General features: G+C 61.7%; 16 protein-coding genes, 3 tRNA genes and 1 pseudogene. 4 read left to right on the plus strand and 16 right to left on the minus strand.

Translation table 11 applies throughout. The annotated features are described in order from the left end of the window. Positions 1 to 113: 113 nt before the first annotated feature. The 5 genes from HMPREF2999_RS08845 to glnA form a co-directional block, all read right to left on the minus strand. Positions 114 to 185 (minus strand) — tRNA-Val (locus tag HMPREF2999_RS08845). A 24-nt stretch (positions 186 to 209) separates the two neighbouring features. Continuing rightward, positions 210 to 280, minus strand: a tRNA-Cys gene (locus HMPREF2999_RS08850). 47 nt (positions 281 to 327) lie between these two features. Further along, a tRNA-Gly gene (locus tag HMPREF2999_RS08855) sits at positions 328 to 400 on the minus strand. 411 nt (positions 401 to 811) lie between these two features. Then, positions 812 to 4,165, minus strand: coding sequence for a bifunctional [glutamine synthetase] adenylyltransferase/[glutamine synthetase]-adenylyl-L-tyrosine phosphorylase (locus tag HMPREF2999_RS08860; protein WP_210399548.1), 3,354 nt, complete (start codon positions 4,163 to 4,165; stop codon positions 812 to 814). 201 nt (positions 4,166 to 4,366) lie between these two features. Continuing rightward, entirely contained in the window at positions 4,367 to 5,707 is a 1,341-nt protein-coding gene (glnA, locus tag HMPREF2999_RS08865; RefSeq protein WP_012903787.1) for a type I glutamate--ammonia ligase, read from the minus strand. A 425-nt stretch (positions 5,708 to 6,132) separates the two neighbouring features. Here glnA and HMPREF2999_RS08870 point away from each other — a divergent pair, with 425 nt between their 5' ends. Further along, positions 6,133 to 7,980, plus strand: coding sequence for a geranylgeranyl pyrophosphate synthase (locus tag HMPREF2999_RS08870; RefSeq protein ID WP_070675026.1), 1,848 nt, complete (start codon positions 6,133 to 6,135; stop codon positions 7,978 to 7,980). A 66-nt stretch (positions 7,981 to 8,046) separates the two neighbouring features. Next, positions 8,047 to 8,961 (plus strand): 3-methyl-2-oxobutanoate hydroxymethyltransferase, encoded by a 915-nt coding sequence (gene panB, locus HMPREF2999_RS08875; protein ID WP_070675022.1) that lies wholly within the window; start codon positions 8,047 to 8,049, stop codon positions 8,959 to 8,961. A gap of 168 nt (positions 8,962 to 9,129) precedes the next feature. Here the strand turns inward: panB and HMPREF2999_RS08880 are convergent, their stop codons facing one another. Further along, on the minus strand, positions 9,130 to 9,387 hold the full coding sequence (locus HMPREF2999_RS08880; protein WP_083315065.1) for a hypothetical protein: 258 nt from the start codon (positions 9,385 to 9,387) through the stop codon (positions 9,130 to 9,132). 283 nt (positions 9,388 to 9,670) lie between these two features. On the opposite strand from HMPREF2999_RS08880, the gene map reads away from it, so the two are divergent. Both map and ppgK read left to right on the plus strand, forming a co-directional pair. Continuing rightward, positions 9,671 to 10,582, plus strand: coding sequence for a type I methionyl aminopeptidase (gene map, locus HMPREF2999_RS08885; protein WP_005506520.1), 912 nt, complete (start codon positions 9,671 to 9,673; stop codon positions 10,580 to 10,582). Positions 10,583 to 10,716: 134 nt separating this feature from the next. Next, positions 10,717 to 11,568 (plus strand): polyphosphate--glucose phosphotransferase, encoded by an 852-nt coding sequence (gene ppgK, locus HMPREF2999_RS08890; RefSeq protein WP_070675019.1) that lies wholly within the window; start codon positions 10,717 to 10,719, stop codon positions 11,566 to 11,568. A gap of 176 nt (positions 11,569 to 11,744) precedes the next feature. Here ppgK and nrdR read toward each other — a convergent pair whose 3' ends face one another. From nrdR to ftsZ, 10 genes and pseudogenes are all read right to left on the minus strand, one after another. Further along, complete coding sequence (gene nrdR, locus HMPREF2999_RS08895) at positions 11,745 to 12,200, minus strand: transcriptional regulator NrdR (protein ID WP_005506525.1); 456 nt, start codon at positions 12,198 to 12,200, stop codon at positions 11,745 to 11,747. 172 nt (positions 12,201 to 12,372) lie between these two features. Further along, positions 12,373 to 15,915 carry a DNA polymerase III subunit alpha gene (gene dnaE, locus HMPREF2999_RS08900; RefSeq protein ID WP_070675016.1) on the minus strand — a complete coding sequence of 1,181 codons (3,543 nt, stop codon included), beginning with the start codon at positions 15,913 to 15,915 and terminating at the stop codon, positions 12,373 to 12,375. A 91-nt stretch (positions 15,916 to 16,006) separates the two neighbouring features. After that, the gene (locus tag HMPREF2999_RS08905; RefSeq protein WP_005507767.1) at positions 16,007 to 16,993 is read right to left on the minus strand and encodes an RluA family pseudouridine synthase; all 987 of its coding nucleotides are present in this window, start codon (positions 16,991 to 16,993) and stop codon (positions 16,007 to 16,009) included. A 122-nt stretch (positions 16,994 to 17,115) separates the two neighbouring features. Continuing rightward, the gene (lspA, locus tag HMPREF2999_RS08910) at positions 17,116 to 17,718 is read right to left on the minus strand and encodes a signal peptidase II (protein ID WP_049354873.1); all 603 of its coding nucleotides are present in this window, start codon (positions 17,716 to 17,718) and stop codon (positions 17,116 to 17,118) included. A gap of 277 nt (positions 17,719 to 17,995) precedes the next feature. Further along, positions 17,996 to 18,538, minus strand: coding sequence for a DivIVA domain-containing protein (locus tag HMPREF2999_RS08915; RefSeq protein WP_049354874.1), 543 nt, complete (start codon positions 18,536 to 18,538; stop codon positions 17,996 to 17,998). 464 nt (positions 18,539 to 19,002) lie between these two features. Further along, positions 19,003 to 19,302 carry a YggT family protein gene (locus HMPREF2999_RS08920; protein ID WP_005507764.1) on the minus strand — a complete coding sequence of 100 codons (300 nt, stop codon included), beginning with the start codon at positions 19,300 to 19,302 and terminating at the stop codon, positions 19,003 to 19,005. A 10-nt stretch (positions 19,303 to 19,312) separates the two neighbouring features. Beyond that, positions 19,313 to 19,624: pseudogene (locus HMPREF2999_RS09620) on the minus strand (cell division protein SepF); the annotation flags it as partial. Positions 19,625 to 20,430: 806 nt separating this feature from the next. Next, positions 20,431 to 21,264: a YggS family pyridoxal phosphate-dependent enzyme gene (locus tag HMPREF2999_RS08930; protein ID WP_070675010.1), complete on the minus strand. Its 834-nt coding sequence runs from the start codon at positions 21,262 to 21,264 to the stop codon at positions 20,431 to 20,433. A 49-nt stretch (positions 21,265 to 21,313) separates the two neighbouring features. Beyond that, the gene (locus tag HMPREF2999_RS08935) at positions 21,314 to 22,162 is read right to left on the minus strand and encodes a purine nucleoside phosphorylase YfiH/LACC1 family protein (RefSeq protein WP_070675007.1); all 849 of its coding nucleotides are present in this window, start codon (positions 22,160 to 22,162) and stop codon (positions 21,314 to 21,316) included. 151 nt (positions 22,163 to 22,313) lie between these two features. Then, positions 22,314 to 23,495: a cell division protein FtsZ gene (gene ftsZ / locus HMPREF2999_RS08940; protein ID WP_005506541.1), complete on the minus strand. Its 1,182-nt coding sequence runs from the start codon at positions 23,493 to 23,495 to the stop codon at positions 22,314 to 22,316. Positions 23,496 to 23,554: the final 59 nt, after the last annotated feature.

The raw sequence follows: 23,554 nt of genomic DNA on the forward strand, positions 1-23,554 counted from the left end.
CGAAGCGAAGCGAGGGCGGGTTCCCTGTAGGAACAAGGAGGAGCACCTTCCCTCCTTAAAACCAAAAAGTTAAACACAAAAGCCCTGATTCCGAAGAATCAGGGCTTCATCTGTGCGCGATACTGGGATCGAACCAGTGACCTCTTCCGTGTCAGGGAAGCGCGCTACCGCTGCGCCAATCGCGCTCACAAAACAGTTGTTTTGTTGCGAGGTGAGGACGGGATTCGAACCCGCGTACACGGCTTTGCAGGCCGCTGCCTAACCACTCGACCACCTCACCGCATACGCTCCACAAGGGAACGCGTTCGAACTCTTGGAGTCCTTACGAGCGGTTGACGAGACTTGAACTCGCGACATCCACCTTGGCAAGGTGGTGCTCTACCAACTGAGCTACAACCGCATATCAGCGTATTCAATTTGAATCATTCCGTTGGAGTTTTTCGCTCCGTCGTGCTGACAGGTAAATACTATACGGGGTTTTTGAGTGTTTGCCAAATCCTTTGCAGATCACCTTGTGTTCCGCGTGTTTCCGGGGCAGAACGGGGTATTTGGGCTCGTTTTTGAGGTGTGTGAGCAAAATTTATTTTCATGGTGCCGGTCACATTTTCGGGGTTTTGGGGTGGTTACTGTTCCCGTGAGGGCGGCGGCGAGCACACGATGCCCGCCACGATGTCTGCAGAACGTCCGCAAAATTTTTCGCAAGGACACGAAAAGGAGGGGCGGGGAACCAGGTTCCCCGCCCCTCCCCCTATGAAATCCGCATCAGAAATCCGCACCGGCGAAAACGCCAGGCTCATGTTTTCTGGAGCCTCTAGAGTTCTTCGAAGAAGAGTCGTTCGTAGACCTTGCGGGCGTTACGGGTTTGGCGCAGGTAGTCCTCTTCGAGGGCGCGTGCGCTACCGGCGGGGTATCCGCACCAGCGGGCGATTGCTTCCAGGTCGGCGCGTCCCGAGGGCAGGGTGTCGGATTGGCGTACGCCGCGCAGCACGTTGCCGCCGCGAATCTTCGTGGCGAGTAGCCAGGCGCCGCTGAGGATTTCAGCGTCCGCGGCTTCGACCAGTCCCGCCTCGACCGCGGCGTTTAGCGCCTTCAGGGTGGAGGTTGTGCGCAACCCCGGCACGGCGTGCGCGTGGCGTAGCTGTACGAGCTGGACCAGCCACTCCACGTCGGAGAGTCCGCCGCGGCCGAGCTTGAGCTGGCGGGTGCGGTCGGCGCCGTGCGGCATGCGTTCGTTCTCAACGCGCGCCTTCATACGGCGAATCTGCTGCACCTGTTCGGGCGCGAAGGCTACCGGGTAGCGGTACGGGTCGATGAGCTCCACGAAAGCCTCGCCGAGCGCCTCGTCGCCCGCGATGGGGCGGGCGCGGGTGAGCGCTTGGAACTCCCAGGTTTCCGCCCAGCGTTCGTAGTAGGAGCGGTAGGAGTCCAGCGAGCGCACGATAGCACCCTGCTTGCCTTCGGGGCGCAGGTCGGCGTCCACTTCGAGGGGCCGTTCGGCGCGAATGGCGGGTTTGACGGGCTGTTTGAGGAGCGTCAGGGTGCGGTTGACGATGCGTGCCGCCTGTTCCTGTGCGGCGTCTTCGTCGGCCCCGTCGAGGGGTTCATGGACGAACATGACGTCCGCGTCGGAGCCGAAGCCGTTCTCGGCGCCACCGAGGCGGCCCATGCCGATGACGGCGATGCGGGTGAGTAGCTTCTCCCCCGTTGCATCCTCAGCCTCCGCACCCTCAGCGCCTTCCGGTGCCGTTTGGAGTTCACGCAGGGCAATCTGCAGCGCCGCACCGATTGTGCACTCGTCGATGGCGGCAAGACCGGCGCAGGTGTCCTCAACGTCGACGATGCCCAGGGTCCAGCCCATGGCGGTGCGCAGGGTTTCGCGGCGGCGCAGGTAGCGCACGGCGCGCATCGCCTCGGCGGCGTCCGCATGGCGTGCCAGCAGGGAGGAAATCTCGGAGGCGAGCGCTTCCTCCCCCAGCGGTTTGAGGTCGGCGACCTTGTCCAGCCAGGCGATGGAGGCGGAAGCGTCCTCCAACAGGTCGGTCATGGGGCGCGAGCTGGAGAGTAGCTGGCTGAGGCGTTCTGCGGCTGCGGGTGAGTCGCGGAGCATGCGCAGGTACCAGCTGGTGCTGCCGAGCGATTCGGAGACGATACGGAATCCGAGCAGACCGGCATCCGCGTCCACGCCGCGGGCGAACCAGCCCAGTAGCACGGGCATGAGGTGCCGCTGAATGTCTGCACTGCGGGAAAGTCCCGTGGTGAGTGCCTTGATGTGGCGCATGGCGCCGCGCGGGTCGCGGTAGCCGAGGGCTGCGAGGCGGTCCTGTGCCGCCTGCTCGCTGAGCACTACTTCGTCGCGGCTGAGCGTGGAGACGGCGGCGAGCAACGGGCGGAAGAAGATCCGCTCGTGCAGTGAACGGACGTTCCGTTTAATTTTCTGCCACGCCTTGAGCATCTGCTCGGCGGAGAGCGTGCCGTTGCGTTCCGGGGAGAGAATCGAGCGGGCGAGGGCGCGCTGTTCGGCGTCCTTCTCGGGCATCAGGTGGGTGCGGCGCAGCTGCTGCAGTTGGATGCGGTGCTCGAGCACGCGCAGCTTCTTGTAGTCGCGGCTGAACGCTTCGGCGTCGGTGCGGCTAATGTAGCTGACGGCGGTCAGCGCCGCGAGGGAATCCACGGTGGATTTGGTGCGTACGGCGGGGTCGGTTCGACCGTGCACGAGCTGCAGCAGCTGCACGGTGAACTCGATATCGCGCAGGCCGCCCGGGCCCAGCTTAATCTGGCGGTCCACCTGGTTCGAGGGAATATTGTCGGTCACGCGGGCGCGCATCGCCTGCACGGATTCCACGAAGGATTCACGGCCAGCGGACTCCCACACGAAGGGGTCAATGGCGCGGGCGTAGCGGGTGCCCAGCTGCGCCGAACCGGCGATGGGGCGCGCCTTGAGCAGCGCCTGGAACTCCCAGTTTTCCGCCCAGCGCTTGTAGTACTGAACGTAGGATTCGACGGTGCGAACGAGCGGGCCGTCCTTACCTTCGGGGCGTAGGTTCGCGTCGACCTCCCAGAGGGCGGGTTCGGGTGCGGGGCCCATGATGGCGCGGGTGAGGGCGTGCACGAGTTCCGTGCCGATGGTGGAACATTCGTTCTCGGTGAGCTTGAGCGGGGCGCTCTCCCCCTCTGCCCCGGCATTGGGCACGGCGCCAGCGGCGGCGGGTTCTACGGGCGCAACCACGTACACTACATCAACGTCAGAGATATAGTTCAGCTCGCGGGCACCGCACTTACCCATGCCGATAATCGCCAAGTCCAGGGCATCTACGGCTTCGCCTCGGCGAGGAGCCGCCAGGCCGGGGCCCAGCCCCTCCGCCACTTCGGTGCGTGCAATGGCGAGCGCACCCTCCAGCGCGGCGGCAGCCAAATCGGCGAGGTGACGACCGATGGTGGGCATCATTTCGACCGGGTCTTCGCAGCACACGTCGAGCAGGGCGATGCGCGCCAGGGCGGCGCGGTAGGCGACGCGCAGGGTCACGTAGCCGTCTTTGCCGGTCTGTTCGGCGGCAGCGCGCGGGCGCTCCGCGTGGGGGTCGGCGCCGAGGGCGGTGAGGATGTCGCGGCGGTAGGGGGTGTCCAACGGTGCGATGGGGGTCAGAAATTCCCCGTCGGTTTCCGGCAGAATCGACGCCGGGTGCTGGGAGCGAATCAGCGCGCTCTCAGCCGGGTACACCTGCGTGTCGAAGAGCGGGTCAATGTGTTCGGGGCGGCGGTAGAGAAAATCGCCAATCGCCTGGGACGCGCCGAGCAGGCGATACATGCCGAATTCTTTGTCGCCGCGGTTGGCGCGTTCGGCGACCGCCGGGTGCTTCTCGATGAGGCGCACGAGGGCGGGCAGGGCAATATCCGGTGAGGGGGCGAGGCGCAGCCCGGCAAAGAGCGCATCCTGCGAGACGTGCTTCAGTTCGGGGGCGTTGAGCCAGCGTTCTGCCTTGGACGGGTCGTGGAAGCCGGTGGCGATCATGCGGGTGCGCAGGCGTAGCTGGGCTTTGCGTTCGGCTTCGGCGCGTTGCTCGTCGTCGAGTGCGTCGGGGGCGATGTCGGTGAGCGGTTTGGGTTCTTTGGCGGGGTCGATAATGCGGATGAGCCCGGTGGCCGGGTAGTGGGAGCTGTCAGTCATAGCGTGAGAACCGTGGGTAGAGAACTGGGGTTAGAGAACTGTGGGTGGAGAGTAGATCCGGGGTGGAGAGTATAAATTTCGGCGGCAAAAATCGGCGGTGAACCGCGCAGCCGATAGGTGCATTTGATAGACCTGTGGGCGGCACCCGCCGGTGTGTTACCGGTAGCGGGTACCGCCCTGAGGCTGTCAGCGGTTACTCATTTAGAGAATACCGAGGTTGTGCTTGAGCTCGTACGGGGTCACCTGAGCCTGGTACTGATCCCAATCGGCGCGCTTATTGCGCAGGAACTGCTCGAAGACCTGCTCGCCCAGGACCTCCGCCATGAACTCGGATTCTTCGGTGATATTGATGGCTTCACGCAAGGACGCGGGCAGCGGGTTGTAGCCCATGGCGCGGCGTTCAGCGTTGGTCATGGCGGCGAGGTCTTCGGTCACGGCGGGCATGAGCGGGTACTCGTTTTCGATGCCCTTCAGACCTGCTGCGAGAATCACCGCGTAGGCGAGGTACGGGTTCGATGCCGAGTCCAGGCCACGGTACTCGATACGGGCAGACTGCATCTTGTTCGGTTTGTACAGGGGCACACGCACGAGGGCGGAGCGGTTGTTGTGGCCCCAGGAGACGTAGGAGGGTGCCTCGCCGCCGCCCCAGAGGCGCTTGTAGGAGTTGATGAACTGGTTGGTGACCGCGGTGAATTCGGGGGCGTGCTTGAGCACACCGGCGATGAAGTGGCGTGCGGTCTTGGACAGCTGGTATTCGGCACCGGCTTCGAAGAATGCGTTGGTGTCGCCTTCGAAGAGGGAGAAGTGGGTGTGCATGCCGCTGCCGGCGTACTTGGTGAAGGGCTTGGGCATGAAGGTTGCGTACATGCCGAGCGAGTAGGCGACTTCCTTGATGACGGTGCGGAAGGTCATGACGTTGTCGGCGGTCTGCAGGGCGTCGGCGTGGCGCAGGTCGATTTCGTTCTGGCCGGGGCCGGTTTCGTGGTGGCTGAATTCGACGGAGATACCGACTTCTTCGAGCATGGTCACTGCCTTGCGGCGGAAGTCCTGCACGATGCCGCCGGGGGTGTGGTCGAAGTAGGATTCGTAATCCACGGGCACGGGGAATCCGTCGGCGCCGAGCTTGGAGGATTCGAGCAGGTAGAACTCAATTTCGGGCGAGGTGTAGCAGGTGAAGCCCATCTCCGCAGCCTTGTTGAGCACGCGCTTGAGCACGCCGCGGGTGTCGGAGGCGCTGATCTCACCGTCGGGGGTGAGCACGTCACAGAACATGCGGGAGGTGTAGTCTTCCTCGCCGCGCCAGGGCAGGATCTGGAAGGTGGAGGGGTCCGGCTGCAGCAACATGTCGGATTCGTAGATGCGGGAGAAACCCTCAATCGAGGAGCCGTCAAAGCCCAGGCCCTCATCGAAGGCGCTTTCTACTTCAGCCGGTGCGAGCGCAACGGATTTGAGGGTGCCGACCACGTCGGTGAACCAGAGGCGGATGAAGCGGATGTCGCGCTCTTCGATGGTGCGCAGTACGAATTCCTGTTGGCGGTCCATGAGTTGCCCTCTCGGTGCGGGCGCGCATCCGCGTGGTACCCGTCTGTGGGTGGCGGAGGCGCGCTAAATTTGTTGCCGAGGTGAGGAAGACCCTGTTGCGGAAGGTCCTGCATGTCCCTTGGGGTTCCAAGGGGTTGCGGCGGGTTGTGTACCAGCGGTGCTGGCGCCTCCTTGCCCCGGCGTGTGTCCTGTTGTTATCTAGCCTATCGGGTTCTGCCCTGTGGCGGGTGGGTGGGAGGTTTCGTTTGTGTAAATTCTCTTTTCGTGTGCCGCGGTAGCTCAGATTCTGGGCGGTGCCGGGGGCCGCTCCCCCCGCTTTCTGCGGTGCGGGTTGTGTTCAGATACCTAGCATATGGTTGTGTTCAGATACCTGGCAGATGACGGTTCGCGGGGCGTGGTCGGGGTCGCCTTGCGATAATGGGGGTATGCTACATTCCGTTCTTCTCTCATCAGCTTCGCAGGCGCTGCCCGCACAGGTGGCGCCCGCACAGATTCCTCTAGCGGCGAGCACACTGGTTGCTGCTGACCCCACCGGGCTTGAGTGGCTGCTACTTATTGCCGCCCCCATTGTTTTCTTGGTGTTGTATCTGGTCTGTCTTTTTGCGGTTGCGGTCTTTGGCCCGACAGTCATGAAGAATAACAAGACCGGTGGTGCGACCTATCTGCTGGACCGCCCCTCCCGTGTGGCGTTTAGGACCCGCACCGTGGCGTTGTGGGCGCTGGTTGGTGCGTTTGTGGAGTTCATTTGGACCGGTTATACGGGTCGTTTGGGGTCGAGCGCGGCTATTCCGGTCATTATTTTTAGCTGGTCGTGGAAGTACACTTTCTTCTTCTTGCCGCTTCAGATATTTCGTGCCTGGTACGTTCACGCAAGCCGTGGCAAGTATGATGCGCTGTCGGCTGAGGGTGCTCAGCGCCGTGAGAAGCTGAACCGTAAGAGCGCTTACGAGGTGTCGAAGATGATGCAGCGTAACCCGCAGCAGTTCGCCATGAATAAGGAGCTGCATACGCTGGCGCGCGGTCAGAAGATTGCGGGCGTGCGTCCGTTCCAGCACCTTGACGAGGCGGGCAAGAAGCGCCGCACGAACTATACGGTTGAGCTGGCTGTGGCGCTCATGCAGGCGCGTGCCATGAACCCCGGCAAGCTTCCGTCGGAAGCGTTCGGCGAGAGCATCCTGGGTATGGGTGTTGGCATTACGTCTGATCGTGCGGTGGAGCAGACCTGGTTGACTCTGTGTACGGAGCGTGTCAACGCGCCGGATGCGCCGAACTACCCGGATTCGCTGTACCCGGTGGCGGCTCGTTTTTCACTGTTTACCACGATGTCGCTGTTGCAGCCGGTGATGGGCCGCCCCTATTCGCCGTTTACTGCGCCGGATGCTCGTCGTTTCGTGCCGCGTGATTTCTCGGCGGATACTGTGCTGTTGAAGACTGAGGAGCTGGGCAAGAAGGCTCTGACGCAGAGCGCTATTTTCCGTCAGATTCATGAGCGTCTTCTGCCGTTGCATCGGCAGCAGCCTCAGCTGGTGGATGGCCGCGCCCTGGCGTATTGCGGTGCCCTACTGCTGAGCGTGGCGAAGGCGGAGGCGGAGAGCCAGCGGTTGACGAGCCAGATTCTGGCGGCGGCTGCTTCTGAGCGTGGCGTCCTGTCCTTTGGCGTGTTCTCGCAGATCTCTGAGGATTATCAGTGTGTTCAGCGTCTGCTGAATCTGATGGTGAAGGCGACCGCCGACGTTGAGCGTTTCATCAACGCGGTGGAGGCGCTGGTGCAGATGCATTCTGGTCCGGTCCAGCCTTCCGGCATTGCGTACGAGAAGGTGCAGATGGAGTACATCGCTGCTCTTCTGGACGTTATTGTCTTCTCTTCGCACGCCCCGCTTGCCGGTTCTATTCAGGCGTCTTACGCCCTGCTGAAGGCAGACTATGAGGCGTTTACTTTCAACACCACCGATGAGCTGAGCCGCAGCTATTGGCTGCAGTACGCGAAGAACGCGGTGAACGCCTGCGATACGGGCCTGTCTCAGGGCTATGAGGGTTTCTTCGATAACGATGCGGCGCTCCCGGCGTGGGAGTCCTACGCGGAGGACGTCGTGAAGGAAGTCTGCACCTATTCGATCATGCAGCTGTACTGGGATGCTCTGGTGCAGCAGGCGCTCATTCAGCGCGATTTGCCGCGTGAGTTTAGTGATGCTTCTTCCGCTGTTCCGGAGCTGATGAATAAGAACGCCGCTGCGTCGTTCCCGACCTACTACATTAACCTCATCTGGAACTAGGCATAGTTGTTCCCTCGTGGTGAGCGGTACGCCAGGTTGGAGCCGTGCAGGGTTAGAATAGTCAGCATGACTACTGAGCGTTCTTCCGAGATCTCTTCGCCCTACGCGGCACAGCCTGCCGCTACCTCTGCGGCGGCTCCCGCGACTGCTTCTGAATCGAAGCCTTTTGACCTGGACACCGTCAAGAAGGTTCGTACCGTTCACCTGGCTCAGGCTAAGGCGACCGGTCAGAAGTTCTCCATGCTGACCTGTTATGACGCTCTGACGGCGCAGATTTTTGATCGCGCCGGCATCGACATGCTGCTGGTGGGTGATTCAGCGGCGAATGTGGTGCTCGGCTACGAGTCCACCCTGACCATTACCCTGGATGAGATGATTCCGCTGGTTGCGGCGGTTTCCCGCGGTGCATCCCGCGCCATGGTGGTCGCTGATCTGCCGTTTGGTTCCTATGAACAGTCCCCGCAGCAGGCGGTGGCGAGCGCTGTTCGCCTGATGAAGGAGGGCGGCGCGCACGCGGTCAAAATTGAGGCTGATGCTTCGATGTCTGAGTGGGTTCGTGCCCTGGTGCGTACCGGTATTCCGGTGGTGGCGCATGTTGGTTTCACCCCGCAGTCGGAGCATGCTCTGGGCGGTTTCCGTGTGCAGGGCCGCGGCGATGCGTCTGAGCGTGTTCGTGAGGATGCGGTGGCTCTGGCTGAGGCTGGCGCGTTCTGCGTGCTCATGGAGATGGTGACTACCCAGACTGCGCAGCTGGTGGATGAGGCTGTGGGCACTGTGCCGACCATTGGTATTGGTGCCTCGAATGTGACCACCGGTCAGGTGCTGGTGTGGCAGGACATGATGGGTGTTCGTTCCGGTCGCGTGCCGCGTTTTGTGAAGCAGTTTGCGCAGGTCGGCCAGGTCATGGAGGACGCTGCGCGTGCTTATCGTGAGCAGGTTCGTTCGGGTGAGTTCCCGGCGGCTGAGCACACTTTTGAGTAGGCTTTAGGCTGAGAAGAAAAGCTTGATGAAGAAAAGCTTGAGAAGAAAGACCCCCGTATCCGGTGCTCCGGGTGCGGGGGTCTATTCGTCTCAGACTGTATGCCTGTTGAGCGGCGTGCGCCTTGAGCGTTGCTGAGGACGTTGGGCAAGGCTGAGGGTGCTCGTTCTTTAGAGCCAGCCGCCGTCCTTTTCCCAGGCGTCGTTGCGTTCACGGGCGCGGTCCATGGCGTGTGCCGCCTCCTCGTAGGTTTTGAAGGGCCCCCACAGGGAGGTGACGGCGCTCTGCTGACCGCGTTCAACCTGACCGGTTTTGAGGTTGTACCAGTACTCTTCGGGGTGCGGGCTGGTGGCTTCGGTCGCGGAGTTCAGGGTCTTTTCGACCGCCGATTCGATGGCTTCGCTCAGGTGGTTTTTCTTCTCACTCATGGGTTCTCCTTCGACGGTGAGGGGTTGGTGTTTCTAGCTTCTCACGCGCGTAGGTTCGTGGCAATGAGGCGGGCGGAGCTTCTCACGGCGTTTCCCCTCCACGGTCTTCCGCCCCGGTCTTCCGTCTCTGCCTTCCACTCCGGCTTTCCGCCCGCGCAGTTTTTGCCTCTAGCGTGCATGAAATTTTATTCACAATCTGGGAAAAAGGTACGGCTTGTGTATCCGCCGCTTTTTAGCGCCTGAGCAAGGGACACAACCCGCCCACGCCCGGTAAGATGAAACTATGTCTTCAACCAAAACGAATACTTCGCACAATCTTCCTGCAGAGCCCGGTCGAGCACCCGTGGGTTGTCTGACCCCCGGACGCATCACCCCCATGCGCCCGGTCCCCTCGCACATTGTTCGCCCCGAGTACGTGGGTAAGCCCACCGCCAACGAGGGTAACGACTCGAACATGTACACCCCCGAGGAAGTTGAGCGGGTTCGCGCAGCCGGCAAGATTGCGGCAGGCGCCATCGTTGAAGCATCCAAGATTTGCGTGCCCGGCACCACCACCGACGAGATTGACGTGCTGGTCCACGAATACATTTGCGACCACGGCGCGTACCCCTCCACCGTGGATTACCGCGGCTACCCCAAGTCCGTGTGCACCTCCCTGAACGAGGTCATCTGCCACGGCATCCCGGACTCCACCGTGCTGGAGGACGGCGACATCCTCAACCTGGACGTCACCGCATACCTGGACGGCATGCACGGCGACACCAACAAGACCCTGCTCGTCGGCAACGTGGACGAAGAGTCCCGCCTGCTGGTTGAGCGCACCGAAGAGTCCCTGAACCGTGCGATTAAGGCTGTGAAGCCTGGCCGCCAGATCAACGTGATTGGTCGCGTCATTGAGAAGTATGCGGCACGTTTCGGTTACGGTGTGGTTCGCGACTACACCGGTCACGGTGTGGGCCGCGAGTTCCACTCGGGCCTCATCATCCCCCACTACGATGCGGCACCCGCCTACGACACCGAGATTCGCGAGGGTATGATTTTCACAATCGAGCCCATGCTGACCCTCGGCACCATCGAATGGGACCTGTGGGATGACGACTGGACCGTGGTCACCCGCGACCGCAAGCGCACCGCGCAGTTCGAGCACACCCTCGTGGTGACCGCTGACGGCGCGGACATCCTGACCCTGCCCTAAGCGCAGCCCTCTGGGTTTCCTACTTGTGCAGGTACGAGCCCAGCCCCTCACTTTTATATCAATTCACCCACTGACAAGCCCGCCCACTCCCTTAGGTTACACGGCAGTAGGCGGGGTGAAAGAGAGAGAAAACCATGAGCGATTACGCAGAACCCGGCGTCATCAACGAGCTGCCCGCCCCCACCCCCAAGGACCTGCAGATTGGTGTGGACATTGGAGGCACCGGCATTAAGGGCGGCATCGTCGACCTGCGCACCGGTAACCTCGTGTCCGACCGCTTCCGCATCGACACCCCCAAGCCCGCAACCCCCGAGGCTGTGGCTGAGGTTGTACGCCGTGTAGTGGACGAGCTGCAGGGCCGCGACCTGGCACCGGACCCCGAGTCCGCTGTCGGCATCGACTTCCCCGCAGTGGTGAAGAACGGCATGGTCTTCTCCGCAGCGAACGTGGACGACTCCTGGATTAACACCGACCTGGAGCAGGTCATGAGCGAGGCTCTGGGCGGCCGCACCGTCTACGGCCTCAACGACGCTGACGCAGCCGGTCTGGCTGAGGCAACCTACGGTCAGGGCCGTAACCGTGACGGCCTGATCGCTGTCATCACCCTGGGCACCGGCATCGGCTCCGCCCTCATCAACGACGGTAAGCTGATCCCGAATACCGAGCTGGGTCACCTGGAGCTTGACGGCCACAACGCCGAGTCTCAGGCTTCTGCTCGTGCCCGCGAGGTGCACGAGCTGTCCTGGAAGAAGTACGGCAAGCGCCTGTACCGCTACTTCGAGCACGTTCAGATGCTCTTCTCCCCCGACCTGTTCATCATCGGCGGCGGCATCTCCAAGAACCCGGAGAAGTTCATGCCGTACTTTGAGGATCAGATTCGTACCCCCATGGTCATGGCTGCCCTGCGTAACAACGCGGGTATTGTGGGTGCGGCGCTGTGGGCTGGCGGCATGCTGCAGGAACGCAAGCGCCGCGGCGAAGCATAAGGGCTTGCTTCCTGCTATCCGCCTCGGATAGCGCTTCACATACGTATGAAGGGACCGCCTTCCGAATCATTCGGAAGGCGGTCCCTTCTGTATGCCGCTGCGCATGTAGCGGCGGCTGAGCTCATTAGCTACTGGGTTAGCTAGTGGCTGTGCTAGTCAGTTACTGTGCTAGCTAGTTACTGGGCGATGCGGTCCTCACGCAGACGCGCAATCGCCTCCTCAAAGTCTTCAAGGTTCTCAAACGCCTGGTACACGCTCGCAAAACGCAGGTAGGCGACCGCGTCCAGCTTCGACAGCGGCTCCAGGATGGTCAGACCCACCTCGTGCGCGTTAATCTCCGCCAGACCGCGAGCACGAATCAGCTCCTCAACCTCCTGGGCGAGCTTCGCCAAATCGTCCTCACCCACGGGGCGGCCCTGGCATGCCTTACGCACGCCAGCGGCAATCTTCGAACGGTCAAAAGGCTCGGTCACGCCGGAACGCTTAATCACCGAAATGGTGGTGGTTTCAACGGTCGTGAAGCGGCGAGCGCAGGAGGTGCACTGGCGGCGGCGGCGAATTGCGGCGCCGTCATCGGTGGTGCGGGAATCCACCACGCGCGAGTCGGTGTGCTTGCAATAGGGGCAGTACATTCGTTTCTCCTTGGCTGGGCGCTAGCGCCCGCGTATACAGCGCTCAAGAATATTTATACCTATTCTACCGTGATATAGAGCGGATACACCGTATGTTGTGAGTGAATATACGCTCAGGGTGGACTCTGCTATGCAGAATCCACCCTGTCATTCCCCTCATAGAGGCGTGTTGTTAGCGTCGAATGCAGCTCGGACCGAAAATCGTCTTGATTTCACCGAAGAGGCTCGGGTTCGGTTCCACGCGCACGCTCGCATCCAGCAGCACCAGCTGCTCCTTATCGCGGGTGCGCACGAGCATGCGCACATCCGCGGTGCCCTTGTGGTCGCGCAGGGTCTCCTTCAGCTCCTTCAGGTTCGCCTCGGTCACCAGGTACTCGGGTACCACGATGGTGATGGGTGCGGCGCGGCCGTCATCGCTGATTTCCAGGATCTGCAGTTCCTGCGCGCTCATGTTCACGCTACCGTCGTCGCGGCGCTGCACGCGGCCACGAATCGAGCAGATGAGGTCGTCCGCCAGGGCGGCGCCCATCGTCTCGTAGGCGCGGGAGAAGAACATGACCGTAATGGTTGCGCCCGAGGGGTCTTCCAGCTCCACGGAGGCGTACTGGTTACCGCTGGACTTGGCGATACGACGCGAAACGCCGGTGAGCATGCCCGCAACGGTGACGGTTTCGCCGTCGCGCACGTGCGAGTCTTCACCAATGATGTCGTGCACCGAATGGCTTGCGGCATCCGAGAGCGCACGCTCCAGGCCACGTAGCGGGTGGTCCGAAACGTACAGGCCCAGCATGTCACGCTCAAAGTTCAGCTTCTCGCGGCGATCCCAATCGGGCACGTCCGGGATGGTCACGGTCAGTTCGTCGCCGAGGGCGTCGTCCATGCCGAGGGAGCCGAAGAGGTCGAACTGGCCCGCCGCCTCCTTACGCTTGACCGCCACGGCGGCATCCACTGCCGCCTCGTGGATGAGGGACAGGGAACGGCGCGTATGACCCAGGTCGTCGAAAGCGCCCGCCTTAATGAGCGACTCGATGGTGCGCTTATTGCACACCTGCAGCGGCACCTTCTTCAGGAAGTCGTTGAAGGACTCGTAACGGCCCTTCTCCTCGCGGGCGGCAATCATGCCCTCAACCACGTTCGCGCCCACGTTACGAATCGCACCCATACCGAAGCGAATATCATCGCCGACAGGGGCAAACGTCAGGGTGGACTCGTTCACGTCCGGGGCGAGCACGGTAATGCCCATGGCGCGGCACTCGTTCAGGTACAGTGCGAGCTTGTCCTTGTTATCGCCCACACTGGTCAGCAGAGCAGCCATGTACTCCTGCGGGAAGTGCGCCTTCAGGTACGCAGTCCAGTACGATACCAGACCGTACGCAGCCGTGTGCGCCTTGTTGAACGCGTAGTCCGAGAACGGCAGCAGAATATCCCAGAGCGCCTTAACAGCGCCCTCAGAGTAGCCGTTAGAAATCATGCCGTCGTGGAAGGTAGCGTACTGCTTATCCAGCTCCGCCTTCTTCTTCTTACCCATCGCACGGCGCAACAAGTCTGCCTCACCCAGAGTGTAGTTCGCGACCTTCTGAGCAATCGCCATAACCTGCTCCTGATACACGATCAGGCCGTAGGTGGTGTCCAGAATATCCTTCAGCGGCTCTTCCAGCTCAGGGTGAATCGGCTCAATCTCCTGCTTACCGTTCTTACGCAGAGCGTAGTTGGTGTGCGAGTTCGCACCCATCGGGCCCGGACGGTACAGCGCCAACACTGCCGAAATGTGCTCGAACTCCTCAGGCTCCATGAGCTTGAGCAGCGAGCGCATCGGGCCGCCATCAAGCTGGAACACGCCGAGGGTGTCACCGCGCGCCAGCAGACGGTACGATTCCGGATCGTCCAAAGACAGGGATTCCAGGTCCAGGTCGATGCCTCGGTTGACCTTAATGTTCTCCACCGCATCGGAGATGATGGTGAGGTTACGCAGACCCAGGAAGTCCATTTTGATCAGGCCCAGGCCCTCACAGGTGGGGTAATCGAACTGGGTAATGACCTGGCCGTCAGCCTCGCGGCGCATCACGGGAATCACATCCACCAGATTCTTGCTGGACATAATCACGCCCGCGGCGTGCACGCCCCACTGACGCTTCAGGCCCTCCAGGCCCTTCGCAGTCTCGAACACCTGGCCGTAAATCTTATCGACCGGGTCCTCAATGAGGGCGCGCAAATCTGCCGCCTCGGCGTAGCGCTTATCCTCTTCGTTGTACACGTTCGCCAGAGCAATGTTCTTGCCCATGACGTCCGGCGGCATCGCCTTGGTGAGGCGCTCGCCCACCGAGTACGGCTGGTCCATCACGCGGGAGGCGTCCTTGAGCGCCTGCTTCGCCTTAATGGTGCCGAAGGTGACAATCTGCGCGACCTTGTCCTCACCGTACTTATCGGTCACGTAGTCGATGACCTCGCCGCGGCGACGATCGTCGAAATCCACATCGAAGTCGGGCATGGAGACACGGTCGGGGTTAAGGAATCGCTCGAAAATCAGGTCGTGGTCGAGCGGGTTCAGCTCGGTAATGCGCATCGCGTACGCCACCATCGAGCCTGCACCGGAGCCACGGCCCGGACCCACGCGGATGCCGTTGCGCTTTGCCCAGTTGATGAAGTCGGCGACCACGAGGAAGTAGCCGGGGAAGCCCATGGAGGTAATAACCCCCACCTCGTACTCCGCCTGCTTGCGCACAACATCAGGGATACCCTGCGGGAAGCGATAGTGCAGGCCCTTTTCAACTTCCTTCACGAACCAGGATTCCTCGTTTTCACCCTCGGGCACGGGGAAGTTCGGCATGTAGTTCGCCTTGGTGTTGAACTCCACGTTGCAGCGTTCAGCGATTTCGAGGGTGTTCTCGCAGGCACCGGGAATGTCACCAAAAATGGAGTACATTTCCTCGGGCGAGCGCAGGTAGAAGTTATCCGCGTCGAACTTGAAGCGCTTGGGGTCGGTCAGGGTCGAGCCGGACTGCACGCACAGCAGCGCCGCGTGGGCGGTGTGGTCTTCCTGGCGGGTGTAGTGCAGGTCGTTGGTCGCCACGTAGGGCAGGTTCAGCTGCTTGGCGAGGCGGTGCAAATCCTCCTGCACGTTGCGTTCAATGTCGAGGCCGTGGTCCATGACCTCGCAGTAGAAGTTGTCCTTGCCGAAGATATCGCGGAAGTCGCTCGCCGCCTGAATTGCCTCGTCGAACTGGCCCAGGCGCAGGCGCGTCTGGATCTCGCCGGAGGGGCAACCGGTGGTAGCGATCAGGCCCTTCGAGTAGGTCTGCAGCACCTCACGATCCATGCGCGGCTTGTACAGCTGACCTTCCAGCGACGCAATCGAGGATGCACGGAACAGGTTGTGCATGCCCTCAGTGGTTTCAGCCCACATGGTCATGTGGGTGTACGCGCCACCACCGGACACGTCGTCGCGGGAGCCGTCGCCCCAGCGCACACGTGAACGGTCGGTGCGGTGCGTGCCGGGGGTCAGGTACGCCTCCACGCCAATGATGGGCTTGATGTCGTGCGCTTTAGCCTGGCGCCAGAAGTCGAAGGCACCAAAGAGGAAGCCGTGGTCACTGGTCGCCATGGACTTCATGCCGAGTTCTTTAGCGTGGGTGAACAGGTCGCCCAGGCGCGCGGCACCGTCGAGCATGGAGTACTCGGTGTGCACGTGCAGGTGCGCAAAATCTTTGGTTGCCACGGGAATCTCCTGGAGGTGTGGGCTGGAGGATGGGCGGTGAATGTGAAGCTGTGTGCGGCGGTCCGCGGACGGCTATATCTAGCCGGGTTGTCTAGCCGAGCTGAACTTTGCCCTCGCGCAGAGCGGTCAGCGCGTAGGACAGGTCGAGCGGGTACTCGCTGGTGAAGGTCACGCGCTCTCCGGTACCGGGGTGGTCGAAGCCTAGGCGGTGCGCGTGCAGCCACTGGCGGGTCAGACCCAGTTCGGCACTAAAGCGCGGGTCGGCGCCGTAGGTCAGGTCGCCGCAGCAGGGGTGGCGCAGCGCGGAGAAGTGCACACGAATCTGGTGGGTGCGTCCGGTTTCTAGGTGCACCTCTACCAGGGATGCGGGGCCGAAGGCTTCGAGCACATCGTAGTGGGTGATGGAGTTGCGGCCGTCTTCGACCACGGCGAACTTCCATTCGTTGCCGGGGTGGCGGCCGATGGGTGCGTCAATGGTGCCGCGCAGCGGGTCGGGCAGGCCCTGCACGAGGGTGTGGTAGACCTTGTCCACGGTGCGTTCCTTGAAGGCTCGCTTGAGTTCGGTGTAGGCGCGTTCGCTGCGGGCTACGACCATCAGGCCGCTGGTGCCCACGTCCAGGCGATGCACAATGCCCTGGCGCTCTGCCGCGCCGGAGGTAGCAACCGAAATGCCCTCACCCATGAGCGCGGAGATGACGGTGGGACCGTGCCAGCCCGGCGAGGGGTGCGCCGCCACGCCCGCGGGCTTGTCCACCACAACGATATCGTCGTCCAGATGCACGATGCGGAAGCCGTCCACCTTCTCGGGGCGGATGTCCGCCAGATCGCGCGGTGCGGGTGCATCGACGACGACCTCATCGCCTGCGGAAAGCTTGTAGGACTTGCCAATCTTCACGGTCTTGCCGTTGTTGGTCACGGTCACGTGGCCGTCACGAATCCACCCGGAGGTGCGGGTGCGCGGCGCATCGAGGGCACCGGCGAGCGCGGCGTCCAGGCGCATACCGGCGAGCGCGCCTTCAACGGTGAATTCGGCGCGGATGCGGGCCGTATCTTCGGCGGCGTTGGTGGTTTCGCTCATGCGGCTCTCCTTCGGGTGGTGTTTACTTTGGTTGTCTGTGTGAGGGGTTGTCTGTGTGAGAACGTCTTAGTAGGCACGTGTGTCGGCAACGTAACCGTCGGCGCGTATGCCGGAACGGGGAGCTACTTGGTGCTCTTCCCTGCCGCATTCTTGTCGTCAGCCTGCACACGGGTTCCGTTGAGGTTCAGGCCCTTGAAGTTCAGCAGAACGATGAACGCCATGCACACGCAGATTGCGGAGTCTGCAATATTGAAAATCGCGAAGTTCGGTACGGAAATAAAGTCGACCACGTGACCGGAGCCGAAGCCGGGCTCGCGGAAGAGACGGTCAAAAAGGTTGCCGCAGATACCGCCAAGCAGTCCGCCTAGCGCGAGGGTCCAGGACAGGGCGCGGGTGCGGCGCAGCAGGTAGAGCACCACGGCTGCGGCGGCGACCATGACGAGGGTGAAGACCCAGGTGACGTTCTCGCCCATGCTGAACGCGGCACCGGAGTTACGGATCGAGTACCACCACAGCAGCCCGTCAATAACGGTGATGCGCTCCCCCAACTGCATCTGGGTGACGACCAGGTATTTGGTGCCCTGGTCGATAGCGAACACGACGGCGGCAAGCACGAGCGCGAGGATGCCCGCAGAGCGAGCCGAGAGGATGCGCACGCGGCGTCCGTCAGCCTTTGTAGCGGTGTGTGAGACTGAGGCTTCAGCAGTCTTGGGGGTGTTGGTCATAGCTCTCCTCTAGTCTGTGCCGGTTGCTACGCGCCCGAACGCAAACCTGGTGCGGTACCGTTCGATAGTGCCCCTCTAGCTTAGCAAATCGGGGTAGTGCATCGAGTATTCGGCGTGTGCTCTCCCCCGCTTCTCATCCTGTGTTCTCAAGCCGGGCGGAGCAGGCATGAGAATACCGCCCGGTTCTCTCCATCTTCCCCGGTGAATAGCGGTGGAAGAGAAAGAATCCGGGCGGCATACGCTTCAAAGCGTCGTTAGCTCATTCAAGCGAACTGATTTATGCGGAAGCCTCGATGGACTTGAGGTTCTTCAGCTCCTGAACCTGTGCATCCAGGTGCTGCAGCAGCTTGGAGCGGTAACGGCTCTCGAAGCCGCGCAGAGCCTCAACAGCGATCTCCAGCTCTTCCTTCTCGTCGGTGAGGCGAGAGAGAACCTCTTCGCGCTGCTGCTGAGCTTCGCTCACCATAGCGTCTGCCTTCTTCTCTGCCTCTTCGAGTAGTTCAGCCTTAGCCTTCTCGCCCTGTGCCACGTAGTCGTCGTGGACCTTCTGAGCCATAGCGAGCAGTGCCGCCGCGTCCTGAGGTGCTGCTGCCGGTGCTGCCGAGGACTGTGCGGGTGCCACAGCCGCTGCGGGGGATTCGGGAGCGTTTGCGGAGAGCTGCTCGACCTGACGCTCCAGAGCGTCACGCTCGGAGTACAGTGCGCGCAGTTCGACAACGAGCTCGTCCAGGAAGTCGTCGACCTCGTTGCGGTCGTAACCGGACTCTTCGGTGACGATCTTGAAGCTCTTAGTGATCAGGTCTTCGGGGGTGATTGCCATGGGCTTCTCCTCTGGGTATCCCTACGGGGTTTGGTGGTGATGTTGAGTGCCGCGGATTCACCAGCCAGATAGGGCGTGGCCCCAATATTTTAGGGTCCCGATGATTCAGGGCATGGTTATGCCGCGATGCAGTCGTTGGCACCAATTCTACTATTCTTTGGTTTCTGTGCCCGGTTATACGTCGGTTGAATCGTAAAATATTCGCTCAGCGCAAGGGTGGGATTCACCACGCGCTGCGTTTATCCCTATCCTCGCCGTAATCAAGCTCGATATCTGCTCGCGGGTGCATTTCGCATGATTCGACGCCGGCTGTATTCGTCTCTCCCCCCTCCTCGCGGGAGGTTCTTCTCGGCCCAGAAATTGGGTACAGAAAACCCCGCCAGCGCTTCATCCCATGCCAGGATGCCAAGCGCAAGCGGGGCTCTCATGCCTAGTTCTCGTATCTCTCCGATGGAGGGGCTACGTTAGGACAGCTTCGCGGTAATCGTCGTCATGATGTTCAGCAGGAAAGACAGCAGAACAATCAGAATCAGAAAACCGGTATCCAACGCAACGTTACCCACACGCACCGGCGGAATCAGACGACGCAACAGGTTCATCGGCCAGTCCGTCACCGCGTACACGCCGCTAGCGAAGAGCAGAACGATGCCCTTCGGGCGCCATCCCGGAGCAAACATGCGTACCCAATCAAAGAGCATGCGCAGCAGCATGGAGACGTAGAGAACGTACAGAATAATCGTAATGAGGGCGAAAATATAACCCATCTATCAGTCCTTAGCCCTGGTCGAAGGGGAATTCGCCGTCGGTCTCAAAGCCGGCGGGAACCTCGGAGTTAGCCACGCCCAGGACCTCCAGGTTGGAGGGGGTCAGCAGGAACACCTTAGCGGTGACGCGCTCAATGCGGCCCTCCAGTGCGAATGCCAGACCGGATGCGAAGTCCACCAGGCGCTTTGCGTCTGCGTCAGGCATTTCTTCCACGTTCATAATCACGGGGATGTTCTCGCGGAATGCCTCACCAATGATCTTTGCGTCATTGTAGGAGCGGGGGTGGATAGTGGTGATACGACGCAATTCGTCCTCTTCTTCCTCGTAACCGTAGGTGTATCCGTTGGTTTCTTCGGGCTCGTAGCCCTGTTCGTAGTAGCCGTCGTTGGAGTACGTATCGGCGTACTGCTCGGTGTATTCGGTATTCGGCACCGGGGTGTCCTCCCAATTGTCTGCGCTGGCATCGTCCCAAGTCTGCTCGGTTTCTGCCAGATCAGCTGTGGTTTCAGGTGTATGAGCGGTGGCGTGTGCCGCTGCATCTACGGTTGCTCGTCCGTCGGCAGATTCTTCTGCGTCCAGATACTCGGTTTCTGTACCGTCATCGTAGCTATCAGCCTGCAGGTACTCTTCCTGTTCAGTATAGGCGGGTTCGTCCTGCGGGTGGTAGGTTTCGCTCTGCGACTCGGCATCGCTGTACTGTGCCGAGCCGGGCAGTGCTGAGAGCCTGTTGGCGCTGTCGGTCTTCTGTGCTGTAGCAGCCTGCCCTGCGGAAGCGTTTGCCTCCCTGCGGGTGTCAGCCTGCACAGCCTGCGGGGATTCTTCCGGCGTCGTCTCAGCGTTCTGGTATCGTTCCAGGCCGAGGAAACCCGCCAGACGGCTTTGTTTCGCCATGATTCTCTCGCTGTTCTTTCACGTTGGTGGTGTACAGGTTCTGCCGTAGTGCGTCATCAGAAGGTGTGTGCGTAACGGTACGCCATGCACCGGCATGTATATATTACCAGCGCCCACCCCGCGCAGGCGGTCAAGGGCACCGATGATTATGCCGCCGGTCTGCACCGAAAGCAGCCCAGCACTCGAAAGTAGCCCAACGCTCGAAGGGCAACGCACGGCGCGTAGCTTAGGCGAGGCTAGAGCGCCGGACGCTTACCCATGATGTCGCTACCCACGCGCACGCAGGTCGAACCCCAACGCACCGCCGCCTCCAAATCCCCGCTCATGCCGGCGGAAATCTCGGTCGCGTGCGGCACCTGCTCACGCACCAGCGACGCCAAACCGTAGAGCTTCTCAAACGCCGCATCCGGGTTCATGCCCAGCGGTGCCACCGCCATCACACCACCGCAGCGCAGATGCTCGTGGTTCTCGATGCGCTCCACCAGCTCCAGCAGCTCGGAGGCGCTGGTACCGCCGCGCGCGCCCTCAGCGGCGTGGCCAGCCGTCGCAACCTCCGCCAGGGACACCTGCACCAGGCAGGTCAGCGCACCATGCTCCGCCGCCGCAGGTGCGGGCGCCTCCCCCACCTCAAAGCGTGCCAGCTGGTTCGCGTACGCCTTCGCCAGCGCGTCCGCCAGGGAGGGGCGGTCCACCGAATGCACGCTGGAGGCGTACTTGACCACAGACTTCGCCTTGTTCGTCTGCAACTGGCCAATAAACGCCCAATGCGGGGGCTGCACCTCACGCTGAGCACAGTAGGCGGCAAGCTCACGAGCCTTCGCGCTCGCCTCCTGGTCGCGGTTCTCACCGAAGAGGGTCACTCCCCCATCCAGCAGTGCCGCCGCGTCGGAGGCGGGGAAGAACTTCGTGACCGTCACCAGCTGCACCGGGGCGCTCTCCTCGGTACGCACGGCGCTGTGGTCCTGCTCCGCGGCGCGGATACGCTCAAGCACGCGGCGGTAGTTCTGTAGCAGCTGCTCGGCACGTTCGGGAGTGTACTGCAGGTTCTCTTCTACGTTCATTTCAGACATCTTCTCTCCTTCAGCGGCTCTATCTTTAGCGGTTCTATCTTTAGCAGCTCTAGGCGGCGGGCTCTGCCGCCTTCTCAATCCACACCAGACCTGCGATGCGGCCCGGCTTCTCACCGCGGTTCGTGAACCCGCGATGCGAATACACCTCGGGCTCCTCAAACGTGCACTGCGCACAGTCCATGCTCACCTGCACACCCGCCTCCTCCAGCACGGCGCGGGCACCGGCGGGCAGGTCCAGGCCGGGGGTCTGCTGGCTGGTCACCGAATGCACCTGCGGAATTAGTTCGGTGGACTCGGTGCGCATATCTTCGGGCACCTCGTAGCAGCTACCGCAAATGCTCGGACCCAGCCAGGCGGTAATTTTCTCCGCGCCGAGCTGACGCATCCGCTGCACGGTCTGCTGGAGCACGCCATCGAGCAGGCCGCGGCGGCCAGCGTGAGCCACCGCCAGGATCGGTTGCCAGTTCGCGACCCGCTCACCCACAAGCACCACGGGGATGCAGTCCGCCACCATAATCGCCAGGGGAACGCCCTCACTGCTAATCGCCGCATCGGCGACCGGAGAGTTCTCCAGCACCGCGCGGGCACGCTCAACCGTACGCTCCTCGGGTGCACCGGGCGCGTAGGATTCCACCGCATAGTCTTCCGGGTAGGCAATCTGCACGCCGTGCACCTGGTTCAGGTAGAAGAACGGCTCGGTGCCCAGCGCCTCCTCCAGGGCGGCACGGTGGTTGAGGGTGCGCACCAGGGAGGCGTCCATACCGCCGCCAAGCTCATCGTCCACGTGCAAGCCCAGGTTGCCCGCCGCGCGGGAGGTGAAACCCACCCGCACACGCCAGGGACCCAGGGTTCGGGTATCGGCAGAGGCAAGTAGCGAAGTTTTGGGGGTATCGCTCATCTTCTATTCCTTCATCAGATATCAGCGGGTATAACGGCGGGTATAGCAAAGGGGAGCCGAGAACAGCACAATGTGCGTGTTTCTCAGCTCCCCTATAGCTTCATAAGACTCTCAGCCGTACAACGCGCTTAGGCGTTCACAGCCGGGCAGACTACTTCAGGAAGTCAGGGACGTCCAGGGTGTCGCGGCGAGCCGGAGCTTCCTCCACAACCGGGGGAAGGTCAACGTCGAAGCCAGCAGCGCCGGTGGAAGCCGGAGCAGCAGCGGGTGCGTTGTAGCCGTAGCCGTTAGCAGCCGGAGCGGTGGAACCGCCGAAGGATGCCTGGGTGCGCTGAGCCTGAGTAGCCGCAGCAGTGGAAGCGTTGGAGTTGGTTTCCGGGTTCACTGCGTCGAAGCCAGCAGCAATCACGGTCACGCGAGCCTCATCGCCCAGTGCGTCGTCAATAACAGCACCGAAGATGATGTTTGCGTCGGGGTGAGCAACTTCCTGAACCAGGCGTGCAGCCTCGTTGATCTCGAACAGACCCAGGTCGGAGCCACCCTGAATGGACAGCAGAACGCCGTGTGCACCGTCGATGGATGCTTCCAGCAGCGGCGAAGCGATAGCCAGCTCAGCTGCCTTCACGGCACGGTCCTCACCGGATGCCGAGCCGATACCCATCAGAGCCGAACCTGCACCCTGCATGACGGACTTAACGTCAGCGAAGTCAAGGTTGATCAGGCCGGGGGTGGTGATCAGGTCGGTAATGCCCTGCACACCGGAGAGCAGAACCTGGTCAGCGGACTTGAATGCGTCCAGCATGGAGACGTTACGATCCGAAATCGACAGCAGTCGGTCGTTCGGAATAACGATCAGGGTATCAACCTCATCGCGCAGAGCAGCGATACCGGTCTCAGCCTGGTTGGAGCGGCGACGGCCTTCGAAGGTGAAGGGGCGGGTCACCACACCAATGGTCAGAGCGCCGAGGGAGCGGGCAATACGTGCCACGACGGGTGCGCCACCGGTACCGGTGCCACCGCCCTCACCTGCGGTCACAAAGACCATGTCTGCGCCCTTGAGGACTTCCTCAATTTCCTGCGCGTGATCCTCGGCTGCCTGACGGCCAACCTCGGGGTTTGCGCCCGCGCCAAGACCGCGGGTCAGCTCACGACCAACGTCCAGCTTAACGTCTGCATCGGACATCAGCAGAGCCTGAGCGTCAGTGTTGATAGCAATGAACTCAACGCCGCGCAGACCAACCTCAATCATGCGGTTGACTGCGTTGACGCCACCGCCGCCGATACCAACGACCTTGATGACTGCCAAGTAGTTCTGGGGAGTTCCAGCGTCCATGTATTCCTCGATTGTTCCGTGTTCCAGCTTCGGAAGACCCGCAGCTTAATCTAAGCCTG

Source organism: Rothia sp. HMSC066H02 (genome assembly GCF_001814995.1).
In the GTDB taxonomy this organism is placed as follows: Bacteria; Actinomycetota; Actinomycetes; order Actinomycetales; family Micrococcaceae; genus Rothia; species Rothia mucilaginosa.